14 protein-coding genes are annotated in these 16,859 nt (G+C 63.4%); 5 read left to right on the forward strand and 9 right to left on the reverse strand.

Annotated features, from left to right (window positions below; translation table 11 throughout):
- Positions 1-112: 112 nt before the first annotated feature.
- Complete coding sequence (locus tag H5P29_RS11585) at positions 113-2,164, reverse strand: type I secretion protein (RefSeq protein ID WP_154387572.1); 2,052 nt, start codon at positions 2,162-2,164, stop codon at positions 113-115.
- A gap of 141 nt (positions 2,165-2,305) precedes the next feature.
- A complete protein-coding gene (locus H5P29_RS11590; RefSeq protein ID WP_067966216.1) occupies positions 2,306-4,108 on the reverse strand; it encodes a hypothetical protein in 1,803 nt (600 codons plus the stop codon).
- Positions 4,109-4,817: 709 nt separating this feature from the next.
- On the opposite strand from H5P29_RS11590, the gene H5P29_RS11595 reads away from it, so the two are divergent.
- Together H5P29_RS11595 and H5P29_RS11600 are read left to right on the forward strand one after the other, a co-directional pair.
- A complete protein-coding gene (locus H5P29_RS11595) occupies positions 4,818-5,633 on the forward strand; it encodes a response regulator transcription factor (protein ID WP_067958720.1) in 816 nt (271 codons plus the stop codon).
- A gap of 7 nt (positions 5,634-5,640) precedes the next feature.
- Positions 5,641-6,123, forward strand: a complete 483-nt coding sequence (locus tag H5P29_RS11600) for a hypothetical protein (RefSeq protein WP_067958723.1) — start codon at positions 5,641-5,643, stop codon at positions 6,121-6,123.
- 15 nt (positions 6,124-6,138) lie between these two features.
- Here the strand turns inward: H5P29_RS11600 and H5P29_RS11605 are convergent, their stop codons facing one another.
- From H5P29_RS11605 to H5P29_RS11615, 3 genes are all read right to left on the reverse strand, one after another.
- The gene (locus tag H5P29_RS11605) at positions 6,139-6,696 is read right to left on the reverse strand and encodes a transglutaminase-like cysteine peptidase (RefSeq protein ID WP_067958727.1); all 558 of its coding nucleotides are present in this window, start codon (positions 6,694-6,696) and stop codon (positions 6,139-6,141) included.
- A 275-nt stretch (positions 6,697-6,971) separates the two neighbouring features.
- A complete protein-coding gene (locus H5P29_RS11610; RefSeq protein WP_185910337.1) occupies positions 6,972-7,505 on the reverse strand; it encodes a hypothetical protein in 534 nt (177 codons plus the stop codon).
- Between the two features lie 74 nt (positions 7,506-7,579).
- Positions 7,580-9,166 carry an ABC transporter substrate-binding protein gene (locus H5P29_RS11615; RefSeq protein ID WP_067958733.1) on the reverse strand — a complete coding sequence of 529 codons (1,587 nt, stop codon included), beginning with the start codon at positions 9,164-9,166 and terminating at the stop codon, positions 7,580-7,582.
- Between the two features lie 289 nt (positions 9,167-9,455).
- Between H5P29_RS11615 and H5P29_RS11620 the strand changes: the two genes are divergently transcribed.
- Together H5P29_RS11620 and H5P29_RS11625 are read left to right on the forward strand one after the other, a co-directional pair.
- The gene (locus H5P29_RS11620) at positions 9,456-10,379 is read left to right on the forward strand and encodes a sulfurtransferase (protein ID WP_067958735.1); all 924 of its coding nucleotides are present in this window, start codon (positions 9,456-9,458) and stop codon (positions 10,377-10,379) included.
- A gap of 105 nt (positions 10,380-10,484) precedes the next feature.
- Complete coding sequence (locus H5P29_RS11625) at positions 10,485-11,696, forward strand: YeeE/YedE family protein (protein ID WP_154386863.1); 1,212 nt, start codon at positions 10,485-10,487, stop codon at positions 11,694-11,696.
- A 67-nt stretch (positions 11,697-11,763) separates the two neighbouring features.
- On the opposite strand, the gene H5P29_RS11630 is transcribed toward H5P29_RS11625, so the two are convergent.
- A complete protein-coding gene (locus tag H5P29_RS11630) occupies positions 11,764-12,102 on the reverse strand; it encodes a hypothetical protein (protein ID WP_154386862.1) in 339 nt (112 codons plus the stop codon).
- Positions 12,103-12,123: 21 nt separating this feature from the next.
- On the opposite strand from H5P29_RS11630, the gene H5P29_RS11635 reads away from it, so the two are divergent.
- Positions 12,124-12,732, forward strand: a complete 609-nt coding sequence (locus H5P29_RS11635) for a hypothetical protein (RefSeq protein WP_067966218.1) — start codon at positions 12,124-12,126, stop codon at positions 12,730-12,732.
- Positions 12,733-12,792: 60 nt separating this feature from the next.
- On the opposite strand, the gene H5P29_RS11640 is transcribed toward H5P29_RS11635, so the two are convergent.
- The 3 genes from H5P29_RS11640 to H5P29_RS11650 all read right to left on the reverse strand — a co-directional run bounded on the left by H5P29_RS11640 (position 12,793) and on the right by H5P29_RS11650 (position 16,756).
- A complete protein-coding gene (locus H5P29_RS11640) occupies positions 12,793-13,896 on the reverse strand; it encodes a serine hydrolase (protein ID WP_154386861.1) in 1,104 nt (367 codons plus the stop codon).
- Between the two features lie 27 nt (positions 13,897-13,923).
- Positions 13,924-15,522, reverse strand: a complete 1,599-nt coding sequence (locus tag H5P29_RS11645; RefSeq protein WP_185910338.1) for an ABC transporter substrate-binding protein — start codon at positions 15,520-15,522, stop codon at positions 13,924-13,926.
- Between the two features lie 79 nt (positions 15,523-15,601).
- The gene (locus H5P29_RS11650; protein ID WP_246670882.1) at positions 15,602-16,756 is read right to left on the reverse strand and encodes an FAD-binding oxidoreductase; all 1,155 of its coding nucleotides are present in this window, start codon (positions 16,754-16,756) and stop codon (positions 15,602-15,604) included.
- Between the last annotated feature and the right edge of the window lie 103 nt (positions 16,757-16,859).

Genomic DNA, 16,859 nt, shown 5'->3' on the forward strand with positions numbered 1-16,859 from the left:
ATGTCCGCGGAGGTGCCGGCGAACAGTCCTGGTTGTCGCCTTCATCAGGCAAATTATGAAAACCACTCCAGCTTTCACGGTCGTCAGTCATCTTGCGCCCCTCTCATTCGGCTCAGCCCAGCATGTGCTGCATGACGTCGGCCGATCCGGAATCTGCGGCTTGCGGTGCGATGTTGGTGCCTTGGGAAGCGTCGCCGGTGTCGTCGCCATTGCTGTCATCGAGGAAAGCCACAGCTTCACTGACAAGTGTGTCCGGGTCCTGCCCTCCCAGATCCGGCTCGCTCGACACGAGGTTGGCCTGGATTAGGATCTCATCGGAGTAGCTGTCGCCGCCGACATAGATCTTGGAGTAGCCGTCGACGTCGACGATCGTGGCGTCGTTGACCAACTGGTTGCCGCCGGTGGCGATCGTCCAATCCGCGTCAGGATTGGCGACCATCTCGTTCATGGCAAGCGCTACCTGGTCGCTGTCGCCCACCACGGTCGTCTGCTTGATGTATTGCAGATTGTATATGTCGCCCGAGATGTAGAGTACGCGCAGCACGCCGATGCCTGCGAAGGCGGCGTCCTGAAGAATGGACGTCGGCAGTTCCTTGTTGCCGGCAGCGAGATCAGCCGAGGCGGTGTCATAGCCATCCGGCAGCGGCTCGCAGGTGCCTGCACCGACATTGACGATGCTCGCCTGGTTCCACAGCAGGTTTCCGCCCGTCGAGGCGGAGCCTTCGCCAGTCGTCTCGAAGCCGTCGACGGCACCGATCATGTCGTTGTCGATCAGCAGGTTGAGCTGATGGATGATGCTGGCGTCGTAGACGTTGCCACCAACTATGATGAGGTCGTAGTAGCTGCCGAGTTCGTACAGGCTGAGGCCATTGAAGGCGGTGTTGTCGCCGGTCGAAACGACCGACTGCACACCGGACGAGGAAGCGATGACAATGTCATTGTCCATGACGAACGCGTATTGCTCGATCCAGTTCATCATCAGCAGGTCGCCCGAAATTTCGGTGACCACGTAGTAAGCGGGGAAGCTGGGCGGGGCGTCGGGAGTCGCGTCGGTTTCTCCTGCCGAAGGATCGATGTGCTTGAACATCGCGATGTTGAAGCTCTCGTTCTCGCCACCTGGATCAAACGGCCAGCCGCCGATCGCCGAGCCGACGCTGTCGGCATCGCATGTGCCGTTGATCTGCACGATGGCGTTCAGCGAGTAATGGTCGCCAATCACGGCCATGACCTCTGCCGAGACCCATTCGTTGACCACGACAGCATTGTTGATGACGGTGTTGCCGCCGGTGGTGATCTCGACGCTCGGGTTCACCGTGCCGTCGCCCCAGCCGTCCATGAAGTCGCCGGAGTCCGGAGGCGTGTCGATGTCGAGCGGGCCGTCGGGGCCGCCTGCATCCTCTTCGTCGTCGTCGTCGTCGTCCTTGAGGAAGTTGACGTAGTCCTCCATGTCCGGGACGTCGGCTTCGTCGACAAGCTGGCCATTGAAGTAGGTGCCTTCGAGTGCTTCGCCCTTCGTGGTGAAGACCTCCGCATTGCCATGGCCATCGCCACTGAATCCGGTGAGCCGCGCCTGGGCGGTCGTCACGAAGGTGGCCATCTCTTCGGTCGTGCCTGGAAGCGTCAGGTCGTCGATCGGCGACAGGTCGGCCGCGGCCTGCTGCAACTCGTCGAGCGAACTGTTGTCCAGCGCCGCCGGGGTGAATTTCAACCCGCTGCCGCCAAAGCCGACATAATCGTCGTCGGACAGCCGGATTTCCTGGTTGACGATAGCGGCCAAATCGCCGGGCGGCTCAATCTGAGGCAGGACGACACCGCCCGATCCGACCGTGGTGCCATCGGGAAGGCGGGTGAAATTGTGAAGGAACGGTCCGTCGGGTATCTCTATGTCCGGAGGAGTGAAGGCAACCTTCGACCAGACGGTGACCTGCTCGATCTCGGGCCGCATCGCCAGATACGGCACATTCGGATCAAAATCCTTGAGGGTATGGGAGGCATCGACTTTGATGGCGACGGTCTGAGGGTCCGGAAGCTCCTGTTGGGCCTGTTGGTTCGCCCTGAACCCGTCATAGGCCTGCTTCTGTCGCGCTTCCTCGACGTTTGTCTCGAACAACCCGACGAAATGGGCAATCGCTTCAGAGACCTTGTCTAAATAAACGGAATTCATCTGCCTAGCCTCCGCCCTTTGCGAACGGAACAGCAGCGCCTAGGCACCGCCGCCGGTCACGTTTGAGGACTGCGCGGAAAACTCCGCGCAGTCCGTTTCGTTTGGCTGTTGGTCGCAAATCATCCGACCGGCGCCGGGCGATCAGGCGTTGTCGTCTTCGCCAGTCAGCGTCTCGGTGAAGTTGCCGCCGACAACGGTCATGTCGACCGTATTGCCTTGCAGATTGGCACCCATCACAATCTGCTGGTTGAAGGCGCTGGTGTCGATGATGGCGTCGGCGCTGGCGAAGCTTTCACCAGTGACATAGCCGTCGTCGCTGTTGCCCGATCCCCAGCTGCCGCCTGCGCCACCTGCGCCACCGGCTCCACCCGTAGCTGCGCCGACCGTGCCGCCGCCGCCGCCGCCGCCAGCCCAGGCTGCGCCGCCCGTAGCATTGCCGCCAGTGCCGTCAGCCCAGGCACCGCTCAGCGCGTTGCCGCCGTCGCCGTCGCCATAGGCCCATGCGCCGCCGGACGTGCTTGCGCCGCCCGTTGCTGCGCCTGCGGTCGCCGAACCACCGGTACCTGCGCCGCCACCGCCACCGCCGCCGCCATTGCCTTCACCGGAGCCTTCGCCATAGCCTGCGCCGAAGCCGGCACCGAAGCCTGCGCTGAGTGCATCGCCGGTATCGCCCTTGGCATCGCCGCCATTGGCGTTGGCGTCGCCGCTGTCGGCGTCTGCCTTGCCGGAATCGGCGTCGCCGCCGCGGCCGGTGTCGGACTTGGCGTTGCCGCCGTCGCCCTTGGCGTCGCCGCCTTCACCGAAGTTCAGCACGGGGATGATCGGTACGAATGCGTCGATGCCGTCGCCAGCGTCGCCCTTTGCATCGCCGCCTTCGGTGTCGCCGCTGTCGCCGCCATTGCCGGCGTCAGCCTTGCCGGAATCGGCATTGGCGTCGCCGCTGTCGGCCTTGGCGTTGCCGCCGTCACCCTTGGCATCGCCCGAGTCAGCTTCGCTCGCGCCAACTCCAAGTCCGGCACCCAGGCCGAGACCGAGGCCGAGACCGAGGCCGGTACCACCATCGCCGCCCCTGCCGCCGTCGCCCTTGCCGCCGTCAGCGTCGGTGTCGGCGCTGCCACCCTTACTGTCGCCGCTGTCAGCCTTGGTGTCACCCTTGGCGTCGCCGCCCAAGGCCGCGCTCAGTGCCAGGCCACCTTCGCCCTTGCCGCCGTCGGCTTCGCCGCCCTTGGCGTTGCCACCGTCGCCGCCGTCGGCTTCGCCGCCCTTGGCATCGCCGCCGCCGCCGCCGCCGCCGTCGGCATTGATGCCTTCTTCAGCGGATGCGTGGCCGCCCTTGGCGTCGAAGTCTTGCTTGAAGTAGCCGTCGTTCTTGACGGTCGCTTCTTCAAGCTTGTCGTTGTCGACCATGTCGGCGGTCTGGGTGATGACGAATGCGTTGCTGTTGGCGCCCATCGCGCCGGTCAGCACGTCCTTGAAGCTGATGTCGTCGCCCGGATCGTAATTGACGTCGCCGTCCTTGCTGAAGAGCACGTCGCCCTTGATGTCGCCGCCGGCATGGATGTCGGCGAAGTCGTTGTCTTCCTTGTAGTCGCCGAGACGGCCTTCGAGCTCGACATCAACGTCGACGTCGACGTCGACCTTGGTCTCGGTCTTGTTCTCGTTCTTGTTTTCGTTCTCGTTCTTGGATTCGTTCTTGTTCTCGTTTTCGTTCTCGGACTTGTTCTCGTTCTCGTTCTTGTTTTCGGACTCGTTCTTGTTCTCGTTCTCGGACTTGTTTTCGTTCTCGTTCTCGGACTTGTTCTCGTTCTCGTTCTCAGACTTGTTTTCGTTCTTGTTCTCGTTTTCGTTCTTGTTTTCGTTCTCGCTGTCGCCGCCCAATTCGATCTCGTTGCCGATGAATTGCAGGCCAAACGCATTGAGATTGTTGCTGTTACGATCAGACATCGTCTTGTCCTCGGTTGGGACCGCGATCACTTGACCGTTTTCATCTCTAACACGGTCTCGGGTTCACGCGGACGGTTGAGTTTTCGATGGAGAAACGAAGGGTCGCCAGGCTGAGGGGACTGATAGCCGGGTACCCTGAACTCATTCTGGTCGGTGGAAGCCCTCCCCTTGCTGGCGGGGGTGGGAGACTTGGATTCTCACAATGTCGTGAACGCAAGGCCGCTACAGCTGGCCCAAATCGCGACTTATTGCGGATTCTCAAGCACCCACGCCCATGTTGCTTGAACCAACAAAGTCTGTGGCCGTGACCCCGAAATTGTAAGCTGACAGTTCGCGCTAGGCTGTTTGGGCGGGCGGCCCAAGAACTCGCGATAGCGATCTAGCTATTGCAGCCGAGAATCGGCGGGAAATATTGAGCTATTGCAATCACTGTACAATTACGTGTCGTCGATCTGGGAAACGGCCAAGTTCCGGCTGCTTGTTGCGGATGAAAAAACGCAGCGTTGATCGCTCGATCGGGCAGGTCAGCTTAGGCCGAAGGGCTAGCTCGCGCGGCGGTCCAATTGACCGGATGGGCTACATCAGCGCCCTCGATAGCTCATCTTGGATATACCGAACCGTTAACAAGACGTATATGCTATTAACTAATGCTCCCCTTAGGCGGCAATGGGGGAAGAAATAGCTTTGTGAACATTGGGTGGGAGACCTCATGTACCGAGTGGCTATTCCCAGCGCACGCCGCGCTAACGGAGCAGATGGCTCCGCACAGAAGACCTGCAAGACGTTGCTGATCGTCGCTCCGGCCGATTTCGTGTCGGAGAGCCTGATTTTCGCAATCGAACGCGAATTTCACTGGATCACTGTCGAGCAGGTGCCGACGCTTGCCGATGCGTGCGTCGGCTTCGAGGCTCCGGTTTCGCTGATCCTGGTCGAAGCCAAGCAACTGCCGCAGGTCGCGGCCCAGTCCGAACGGCTGGCGCTTCTGCACCCCTCGGCACAGGTCATGCTGATCCAGGAAGACGGCAGGCAGGAGGTTTCGATCCGTGATGTCGTCACCGCGCGGAACGTTCGTGGTGTTCTGCCGATGAACCTGAAGCTTGACGTCTGGCTGTCGGTGGTGCGCCTGGTGTTGCGCGGCGGCGAGTATTTCCCGCTGTCCTTGTTCGAGCCGATCGTCGAACGACGCCGCGCCGGAGTGCTCGGACCGATCGCCAATCTTGAAGCCCCGTCACCGAAGGCGCCCGTCGCGCAGGACGGCGAAACCGACGATTTCGACGAACTCACGGAGCGCGAGCTGCAGATCCTGGCGATGGTTGCACGCGGCCTGCAGAACAAGCTGATCGCCGCGGCGCTCGGGCTGTCCGAGCATACGGTGAAGATCCACCTGCACAACATCATCACCAAGCTTGGCGCGCACAATCGCACCGAGGCGGCGGCGGTCTATCACAAGCGGCGCGACAGCGTCGGCGATCGTCGCGTCAGCAGCGACGGCGTCGTGCCGCACGCTCAGCATACCTTGTCATGAGCGCGCGATGCCGCGTTTCCAGGACGTGCTGCTTACCGTTGGCCAGTTGAACTACACCTGGACCAACACCGAAAGCCTGCTCATCTATCTGATCGCCGGTCTTGCCAAGGTCGACAAGGAAACGGCGATCATCATCTTCCTCACTCTTAATACGACGCGTGCGCGCCTTGATCTTGTCGAGCGCCTCGCAAAGATGGCGAAGACACCGCAGGCCTGCCGCGACGCCGTGCTGTCGGTGGCCGACCAACTGACCCACCAGGGCAAGCTGCGCAACAAGTACAGCCACTGCATCTATTCTTTCGACGAGACCGGCACTCGCGCCAGCACCCAGCTGATGCGCATCTTCGACAGCAAGGACAGCGTCCGCTACGGCAAGAACGAGGAGCTGGACGACAACGAGATGCATCGCATCTCGGCCTCGATCGAGGCGATCAGGGACATCAACCGGCAGATCTGGAAGATCGTCGAGGAAAATCAATTCCCGCACTGAGCGGGCTGGGCATCCTCAAACGCCGATCCGCGTCCACCTTCCGCTTTCCGACTGCGACTGCCGCGCAAAGTAGCGGTAGGGCGTGCTTTTCCAGTTCCTGATGGCGCCGGTGCGGTTGTCCAGGATGAGGTCGCCGCTGTCGGTGCGGACCGTCAGCACCGTGTGTCCGGTGCCGCCATAGGTGGCGACGGTCAACAGAAGCGTGGATGCCGGCCAGCCGAGCTTGCGCAGCTCGTTCTTCTTGAGAATGGCGATGTCCTCGCAGTCGCCCACCGATGTCGGCAGCCGCCAGTCGTCGTCACGTCCTGTCGTGGCGATGTCCTCGCGCTGCCGGATGCGCTGGTTGACCGAGACATTGACCCGCTTGAGGTCGTTCATGCGCGCCTCCGTCAGCGCCATCACCTTGGTCTTGCCGGCGGTGCTGCATAGTCCGGGTTGTCTAGTGCAAAAGGTATTTGCCGCCGGCGGGGCAAAGGCATAGCCGACCGTACTCATGCTTGATCCGGAGGTGACAGACTGGCTGCAGCCAGCCGTAAGCAAGGCGATCGCAACAAGTGCCGCGAACTTGTACATGTGCTGTTCCCCTCTCAACGGGTACTAGCAGACAGCATATTAGAGCTAGATAAATCAACCCATGCGGGCGGCCTTTGCACCGATTTCAAAAGGTTGTATGCTTAACAAAGTGTTTCCGATGATCGGAACGCGTGATCATAGCGCCAGTTTGGGGACGGGCGCGTTTTTTCCCTCAGGAGGAAGAAATGACGACGTACCCAACCTGCGTGCGCAGGATTCACACGATTCTGCTGGTTTCCTCGGCTCTTGCGGCGGTCAGTTTTGTTTTCCCCGCATCAGCCCAGAGCAACATCCGGCCACGCATGACGGCCGCGCAATGCCAGCCACTTTCCCAAAGCAATTATGAAATGTGCTGCATCGCGCTCAATCGCAGCAGCATCATGTCGGCTGACGAACTGGCGCAATGCCCACCACTGACCACGTCGCTGATCGCGGCCGTATTGGCCGGTAGCGAGAATGACGGCGATGACGGCGGCACCGGAAGCGACGGTGACGGCGGTGGTGATGGCGACGGCGACGGCGACGGCGACGGTGATGGCGACGGTGATGGCGATGGCGACGGTGATGGCGACGGCGACGGCGGCGGTGGCGGCGGTGGCGGCGGCGGCGGTGGCGGCGGCGGTGGCGGCGGCGGCGGCGGCAGCGAAGATGGCGATACTGGTGGCGGCGGTGCCGGTGGAGCCGGTGGCGGCTCGGGTGGCGGTGCCGGTGGAGCCGGCGGCGGCTCGGGTGGCGGTGCCGGTGGAGCCGGCGGCGGCTCGGGTGGCGGCGCCGGTGGCTGAGCCTGACCGAACCTGATCGGGCAACATGCTGGAGATCCCGGGCGGCGACAGCCGCCCGGTTTATTGTTGGATGCAGCGGATATAGCCCCGGCTGGGGCCGTTTATTTGGATACCGCCCAATAGCGGTCGTCGGCAAAGGTCGTGCCCATCATCAGGCCCTTGACCCGCGCGCTGACGCCGACCTTGCGCACTTCCTGGAACATCATGATGAAGGGGGAGGTGTCCGTATGCACCTTCTGGATCGCCTCATACATGGCCTTGCGCTTGGCCGTGTCCTGCTCGCGCACCGCAGCCATGGCATCGGGCGAAAGCCGGCCGGCGTTCCAGCCGAAGCGGTCGGCCAGGCTGTCGGAGCCGTCGGGAGCATCCTGTTTGTTGACGGCGAAGGCCTTGGCGTTGGAGTGCGGGTCGGGATAGTCAGGCCCCCATAGCCCAAGCCAGATGTCGAGGTCGTGGTTGCGGTAGCGCTCGAGCCATTCGCGGCCGCCGATCACCTGCAGATTGAGATGGACGCCCGCCTGCGACATGGTGGCCTGGATTGCCTTGGCGAAATCGGTGAAGGGTTGGGTGTCCCACACCACCATGTCGAGCGAGAACTCGCCGCTGACCCCGCCTTCGGCCAGCACCGCCTTCGCCTTTTCGACGTTGAAGCTGAACGGCGTATAGGCGATGGCGCCGAGGAAGCCGTTGGGCACCAGCGTCTGGTGAACTTCCATGGTGCCGCGTGAAATGGTGTCGACGATGCCCTGGTAGTCGACGAGGTACTTCATCGCCTCGACCACCTTGGGATTGGCGAGATACTGGTTCCTGACATTCAGGCCCATGTAATAGATGTTGCCCGAGCGACCATGGACGATGGACAGCTTCGGGTTGTTGGTGAGCGTGTCGAAATCGTTGGGCCCGAGCCGGTTTGCGATGTCGATCTCGTCGGTTTCGAGCAACCAGCGCTGGGCCGAGCTTTCGGCGACATGGCGGATGAGCACGTGCTCGACCTTGGCCGGCTCGCCCCAATAATTGTCGTTGCGGGTCAGCAGGATCGACTCCCTCGGTTGCCATTTGCTGAGCGCAAACGGCCCCGATCCTGCGGAGTTCTGTGCCTTCAGCCAGCCATTGCCATAGTCGCCGTTTACTTCCTGCGCCTTGACGATCTTGCTGTCGACGATTGCGCCCATGTAGGACGACAGGCAGTAGAACAGGAAACTCGGCGAATAGGTTTCGGCAAGGGTGATGACCAGGGTCTGGTCGTCCAGCGCCCTGATGCGGTCGTCGACATTGTCAGGCGAAAAGCCGAACTGGCCGATGATGAAGGCCGAGCGCGACTTGAGGTGAATGACCCGCCTCAGTGAGAATTCGGCGTCCCACGCTGTCACCGGATTGCCCGAGGCAAAGCGCGCCTTCGGGTTCATCTTGAAGGTGAAGGTCTTGCCGTCGGGCGAAATCGCCCAGCTTTCGGCGAGCAGGCCCCTGATGCGGGTCGGGTCGTCGACGTCGAAGGTGAGCAGCGACTGGTAGATCTGACTGCTGGTCAGCACGCCGCCGACCTCGCCGACCTCGCCCGGGTCAAGGGTCACGACGTCGTCGATGGCATCGGCGACAACAAGCGTATCGTCAGGCGTATGGGCGAACGCAACCGAAACGGCGAGCGCCATCCCCAACATCGCCGCAACCATCGCCTTGAACAAACGCATGCCTCTTGTCCCCTCATGAGCCGTTGCTGCGGCCCAAATCATCGGCTCGGCGGCGTCGATCAGAAATTCGTCGTAATAGGCCGATTTGTGAAGGGGTTATATTCTTTTGCCCGCATATGAACATGCGGCATGATGCATGGAATTGTTTCCCAATTTTATCCATGTTTCGCGTATTCTGTTTCGAGATCCCCGCCGCTTTGGGTCTCGGATGGCGTGTTCATGTCGCGATTCCGGATTACTGTTGCTCTCATTGTCTGTTTTTGGAATCGTTTTCTCCTGGAGTTGTCCGATGCGCTTTTCTCTGTTGGCTGCAGTCGTTACTGCCGGTTTGGCTTTTGCCACCGGCGCGCAGGCCGAACGCCTGACCGACAAGCCGCTTGTCGACGCCGCCTGGCTCAAGTCCAACCTCGGCAACAAGAGCCTCGTCGTGATCGACGTGCGCGATGCCGCCAAGGATGGCGCCAACCCCTACGCCAAGGGCCACGTGCCCGGTGCCGTCAGCGCTCCCTATTCGACGGTCGGCTGGCGGGCCGAGGTGAATGGCGTTCCCGGGATGCTGCCGCCGCTCGAGACCATCACCAAAACCATCGGCGACCTTGGCGTCAGCAATGACAGCCATGTCGTCATCGTACCGAATGGCACCGACTCCTCGGAATTCGGCGGCGCCACCCGCGTCTACTGGACCTTCAAGGTGCTCGGCCATGACGCCGTGTCGATCCTCGATGGCGGCGCCCGCGCCTGGGAAGCCGCCGGCGGCGAACTGGCAACCGATGTCACCAAGCCCGCGGCGGTCGCCTTCACGGGCGAGCTGAAGAAGGAGCTTCTGGCCACGACCGCCGATGTCGAAAAGGCACGCGCCAAAGGCATCAAACTGATCGACGGTCGCCCGGCCGCGCAGTTCAAGGGCGAGGCGAAGAGCCCTGTCGTCCGTGTTGCCGGCACCATTCCCGGCTCGAAGAATCTCGAAAACAGCAAGCTCTATGACGCGGAAAAGGCGTCCTTTGCGTCGAAGGAAGCGGTTGGAAGCCTGTCGCAGTCCGTTGGCCTGGCCAAGGACGAGCAGAACATCGCCTTCTGCAACACCGGCCACTGGGCGTCGGTGGTGTGGTTCGGCCTGAGCGAGGTCGAGGGCAACAAGAACACCAAGATGTATGATGGCTCGATGGCCGAATGGGCCGCCGATCCGGCACGCCCCGTGCAGCCCGGCAACTGATCGCCAGAGGGCAGGGCCGACATGACGATGTCCGGGAGCGATCCTGGACATCTTCGTTTGCAGCGGCCACGCCTACACTTCCAGAATGTCCCGGACTGATCTGAAATGACTGAGATAAATGCCACCGCGCCGGCACCTGTCGCTGGCGTCAACCTCGACAAGGGACCTGTCGTCTTTGTCGGGCTTGCCTTGATCCTCGGCGGGCTCGCCATCGGCCAGGTGATCGACACGCGCCAGGCGGTGCTGTTTGTGATAGGCGGCCTGCTTGGGCTGACGCTCTACCACGCCGCCTTCGGCTTCACTGGCGGCTGGCGCCGCTTCGTCGTCGAGCAGCGTGGCAATGCCATCCGCGCCCAGATGCTGATGATCGCCGCGGCAGCGGTCGTCTTCATTCCGCTTTTGTCGCTCGGCAGCTTCAACGGCCAGGCGCTCGTCGGCGCCTTCGCGCCGGTCGGCGTGTCGGTGCTGGTGGGTGCCGCGATGTTCGGTCTCGGCATGCAACTCGGCGGCGGCTGCGGCTCGGGTACTTTGTTCACCGTCGGCGGCGGCAGTTCGCGCATGCTGGTGACGCTGATCTTCTTCATCGTCGGCGCTGTCGTCGGCACGGCCCATCTGCCGTGGTGGCTGGCGCTGCCGTCGCTGCCCGAGATCAGTCTCGGCAAAACACTTGGCGTGACGGGCGGAGTGATCGTTACACTTGTCGGCCTGGCGGCCGTCGCCGGCCTCACCGTGCTGGTCGAGCGTCGTGCCCATGGCGCCATCGAGACGGCAAAACCCGCGCCACGCCAGGGCCTGGGCCGCTTGCTGCACGGTCCGTGGCCGCTGATCGGGGCAGGGCTTCTGCTCGCCGGGCTCAACGTCGCGACGCTGGTCACTGCCGGCCATCCGTGGTCGGTGACCTTCGGCTTCGGCCTGTGGGGCGCCAAGGTGGCGCAGGCGGTCGGCGTGCCGGTCGAGACCTGGGCGTTCTGGACCTGGCCCGGGCCGGCCAAGGCGCTGGGCTCCAGCGTGCTCGCCGACATCACCTCGGTGATGAATTTCGGCATCATCCTGGGAGCCGCGCTGGCGGCAGGCCTCGCCGGCAAGTTCGCGCCCAAGGTGCATGTGCCTTTCGCCTCGTTCCTGGCGGCGGCCATCGGCGGCGTGCTGATGGGCTATGGCGCGCGGCTGTCGTTCGGCTGCAATGTCGGTGCGCTGTTTTCCGGCATCGCCTCGGGCAGTGTGCATGGCTGGCTGTGGTTCGCCTCGGCCTTTGTCGGCAGCCTCGGCGGTGTCGCTCTACGTCCGCTCTTCGGTCTCGATGGGTTCAAGAAATGAGCGCGCGCAACACTCTGCTGTTCGGCACGGCCTTCCTCGCCGCCACCTCGGCCGTCGCCGTCGACCATTACCGCTTTGCCGTGCCGAAGGCTGCACCCGCTGCCGCCGCGCCGGCAACGCCCTGCGCCGCCGGTAACCCGTGCGCTGCAGGCTCGCCTCGTGCCGCAGCTTCGCCCTGCTCGGCCGCATCGCCTTGTGCCGCGGCCGCTCCTTGTGCCGCAGCATCCCCATGCGCGGCAGCGTCGCCATGTTCAGCAGCTTCGCCTTGCTCGGCGGCACCCGCTCCGGCGGCCGTCGCCCCTTGCGGCGCTGCCTCGCCCTGCGCGGCAGCTCCCGCACCTGCCGCATCTCCATGCGCTGCCGCTCCCGCAGCCTCGCCTTGCGCGGCCCAGCCGCAATAGGCCAAGCTGCGGCCCGGAGGCCAAGGATGGACGAGGTGAGAGTGGAGGCGGCGCGACAGGCGCTGTTTTGCGAGCAGGTGCTGGCGAAATCGAGCAGCAACGTGCTGCTCGAGACGCTGCGCGAGGCCAAGTCGGTGGCCGCCTGGGAGCATTTTCCCCAAGGCGACGTGTTCGACGCTGAGACGGGTGCGCAGTGGTATTATCACAGCCACCCGCCGCAGGAGGGGCAGGCCGAACACGGTCATTTCCATTGCTTCGTCAGGCCGGAAGGCGCCAACGGGCCGATCCACCACGTGGTGGCGGTCGGCGTCGACGCCTATGGCCGGCTGCTGCGTCTGTTCACCGTCAACCAATGGGTCGTCGGCGACAACTGGTTGGAGGCCGAGGCGACGATCGCGCTCTTGCCGCGCTTCGACCTGCATTTTGCCCGGCCGTCCTACCTGGTCAATCGCTGGCTGAGTGCCGTGCTGGCGCTCTATGGCGAGGAGATCAGGGCGCTGATCCGCGAGCGCGACCGCGTACTGGCCGCGCATCATCAGGCGAATGGCGCTCCAGCGCGCGACGACCGCGCGCTGGAGGTGACGTCCGAACTCGGCGTTGACCTTCGCCAGATGGCCGCCGGCCTGGGCGTCTGAACGCATTGGAACTGCGCGTCGTGCTTTCCTGAAATCGGTCCCGATTTCGGGGCCGGTGCGCTATCCCCTCAGGATGATCCTGATGGCCTGGTCGAACACGGTGTGCATGCTGCTGGCATAGAAGGACAGGCGGTTGCCCGAGCCGGCATTGCAGGCCATGGCCACCGTCAGGCCGGACCTGGGCTCGTGCTGCATGACGGCGACGTAGCCCGGAATGCTGCCTTGGTGGCCGAAGAACGGGCGGTCGGCGTAGCTGCTCTGGAACAGGCCGGCACCTGTCTCGCGCATCCGGGTTCCGGGAAAGCTGACTTCTGCGCGGTTCTCGCTCATTTCGCGGAACAGCGGTGCCGGCAGGAGGCTGCCGTCAAACAGCCCACGCATGAAGACCACCATGTCACTCGGCGTCGACACCATGTCGCCGCAGCCATAGGCGCCGGAAAAGGGAAAGCTGTCCGAGGAGTCCTGTAAATCGTCGGAATAGGGCAGCACGCCGTCCATGCGCCACATCTCGCCGCCGTCGGCCAGCGTCGCGCTGGCACCTGTCACAGGCTTCGGACGATGATAGTAGCCGCGCACGATGCGCCCGGACGGAAAACTTTCGGTCGCCGGCGACCATGTGTCCTCGAGGCCGAGCGGTCCGAGGACCTTTTCGCGGAGATAGGCGCCGAGCGACAGGCCGGATGCCGCTTCGATCAGCATGCCGGCCAACACATAGCCGGTGTTGTTGTAGACCGCAGGGCCGCCGGGTGCAGTCTGCCCGCCGATGTTGAAGGCGAGCTCGACCAGTTGGGCCGGCGTCCAGGTCCGACTCGGGTCCATCGGGATGTCGTATTCGAACTCCGGCAAGCCGCCGCGATGGTTGATCAGCTGGCGCACCGACACCTCGCCCGATCGCGGCAGGTCGAGGAACCAGGCTGAAATCGGCGCGCCGAGATCGACCTTGCCGTCCTCGGCGAGCTTCATCAGCGCCGCCGCGACGAAGGTCTTGGTGCAACTGCCGATCTTGAACAGCTGGTCCGGTGTGACGGGCAGGTTGAACTGCTTGTCCGATACGCCCGCGGTGACGGCAACGACCTCGCCGTCGCCACGCGCGAAGGCGAGGGAGGCGCCTACCGCGCCCTCGGCGCGGTAGGTTTCGAGCAGACGGTTCAGGTCTTCGCGCATGACTGTCTGCTTTCTCCGTTGCTTGCCTTACTCGGCGACGTCGACGGCGGCGAAATTCTGCCGGCCGAACGGATCCATCACATAGTTGAGCACGCTCTTGCGCACCGGGATCGAGACCACCGAGTGGGCGATCGGCGCTTCAGGCACCTCTGCCTTCAGGATCGCCTGAGCGGCGCGGTAGATCTTGGCGCGCTTCTCCGGATCTGATGTGACGCGGCCGGCAGCGAGCAGCTTGTCGAACTCGGGATTGCACCAGCGCGAGCGGTTCGAGCCACCCTTCACGCCGTCGCAGGCAAAGGAGAAGGACAGCATGTTGTCCGGATCGCCATTGTCGCTCGAACCGCCGAGCAGATAGGCGTCGTGCTCGCCCTTGCCGGTGCGGGTCAGGTATTCGCCCCACTCGAAGGTGACGACCTCCGACTTGACGCCGACAGCCGCCCAATCGGCCTGGATCATCTCGGCCATGCGGCGGGCGTTGGGATTATAAGGGCGCGACACCGGCATGGCCCAGAGCTTGATGTTGGTGCCGGCGTCGAGGCCTGCTTCCTGCAGCAGCTTCTTCGCACCTTCCGGATCGTAGTCGATCGCTGCGTCGGTGACGGCACCCAACTGCATCGGCGGCACCACGCTGCCTGCCAGGCTGCCGGCGCCCTGATAGACCGCTTCGACGATGGCCTGGCGGTTGATCGCCTTGGCAAGTGCCGTGCGCACGCGCACGTCGCCGAGCGGCTTGTGCTCGGTGTTGAAGCCGACGGAGCCGATGTTCTGGCCCGGCTGGCTGAGGATATCGATCTCGGGATTGTCCTTGATCTCGGCAAGTGCTGCGGCCGGCGGCGGGGCGGCGACCTGGCATTCATTGGCCTTGATGCGGGTGACGCGGACCACAGGCTCCGGCGTGATGGCGAAAATCAGCGTGTCGATCTTGGGCGCGCCGTTCCAGTAGTCCTTGTTGGCGACGTAACGGATCTGGGCGTCCTGCTGGTAGGCCTGCAGGATGAATGGGCCGGTGCCAACCGGGCGCTGGTCGATGATTTCGGGCGTACCGGCGGCGACCATCTTTTCGGTCTGCTCGAGCGACAGGATCGAGAGGTAGTCGAGCGCGACCCCGGCGAGGAAGGTGACGTTGGCTTCGGTCAGGGTGAAGCGCACCGTGTAGTCGTCGACCTTCTCGATGCTCTTGATCATCGAGCCCATGCCGAGGCCGAAGAAGTACTCGTAAGATGCGTTCGACAGCTTGTGATAGGGGTTCGCGGTGTCGCGCTGGCGTTCGAAGGTGTAGAGCACGTCGTCGGCGTTGAACTCGCGCGATGGCGTGAAGGTGTCGTTGGAATGGAACTTCACGCCCTTGCGGAGATGGAAGGTGTAGACCTTGCCGTCTTCGGAGACGTCCCATTTCTCTGCCAGGGCAGGTCCGACTTCGGTGGTGCCCGGCTTGAATTCGACGAGGCGGTTGAAGATCGTCTTGGCGGCCGCATCCATGGTGGAGTCCGCCACCGTCAGCATCGGGTTGAAGGTCTCGGGGCTGGCCTCCGAGCAATAGACAAGTGTCTTGGCGTAGGCCTGGCCGCCGAACATCATGGTCGAGGCGACAAGCGCCGAACGCAGAAACATGCCAGAAGAAGTCATTGTTATCGCTCCCTTTATGGTTGGTTGTGGCGCGCAGCGGTTCTCCTCCCACAGCGCCGAGATGCTTGCTGCCTGAGGTCTACGTGCCCACGGCGCCGATGCCGTTCGCCTGCACGAAACGGTCCGGCGCGAGCGCGCCATAGGTTACGCCGAGTTCGACGAGATCATCAGGCAGTGGCTCGCCGCGCATCAGTGCCGATCCCAAACGGGCCAATGTCAGCGACACCTGGAAGCCGTAGCCGCCCTGGCCGCCGAGCCAGAAGAAGCCGGGCAGGCGGGGGTCGAAGCCGACGACCGGCGTGCGGTCTGGCGCAAAGGTTCGCAAGCCGGCCCAGGGCGTCGACGGCCGGCCGACATCGAGACCGGTCGCTTTCTCGATGTTGTAGGCGGCGGTGGCGACGTCGATGTCCTCGGGATAGGCGTCGCAGGGTTCTGTGTCGGCCTCGTCGGCGAGTGAGCCGATCAGGCGGCTTGCATCAGGCTTGAAATAGAAGCGCTCGTGCAGGTCGACGACGAGCGGCCATTTGCGCACATCGACGCCGGCGGGCGGGTCGAACAGGAAGGCGGTGCGCCGCTTGGGCATGAAGCCGAGGCCGGACAGGCCGGCACGGCCGGCGATGACGTCGACCCAGGCGCCTGCCGCGTTGACGACGATGTCGCTGTCGTGGATGCCCGATGCCGTGACGACGCGGAAGCCTTCCGGCGTGCGCTTGATTTCGAGCACATCAGCGCCGGTAACGATCTTGCCGCCCGATACCTTCAGTGCCGAGGCCTGGGCCTGGACCATCTTGCCGGTGTCGATGTCGACGGCACCCGGTTCGTAGACGGCACCGCAGGTCCGCTCCGGCGCGATCAGCGGCACCAGCTCGCTAACGTCCCGAGGCGACAGCCGCCGCACTGATGGCACCAGTGCCTGGTACTCTGCAGCGAGCTTGTCGATGGCATCGTCGTCGTCGGGGCCGCCGAAATGCAGGGCGCCACGCACATGCTCGATGAAGCCGCCATCGATGATGGCCTGCCGGCTTGCCACCGACAGGGCGCGGACCAGCGTGTTGCCGTAGGTTTCGGTGAACAGGGCAGCGGAGCGCCCGCTGGCGTGGTAGCCGAGCTGGGATTCGCGTTCGATCACCGTCACCTCGGCCCATTGCTGGACTGCGGCTGCGAGCGAAAGGCCGGCAATGCCGCCGCCAATGACGATAACTCTGGGGGTGTGGGACGTGGAATGCATGGCCATTCGTAAAATCATTTTCTGATCTGGTCAATAATTAGCGGATAGGAAAAATATGGGTGAATCTTGCGACAAGGAAGGAGTTGGACTAGCTAACATAGTCAGGTGA

The sequence above is a fragment of the Aminobacter sp. MDW-2 genome, assembly GCF_014250155.1.
Taxonomy (GTDB): Bacteria; Pseudomonadota; Alphaproteobacteria; order Rhizobiales; family Rhizobiaceae; genus Aminobacter; species Aminobacter ciceronei.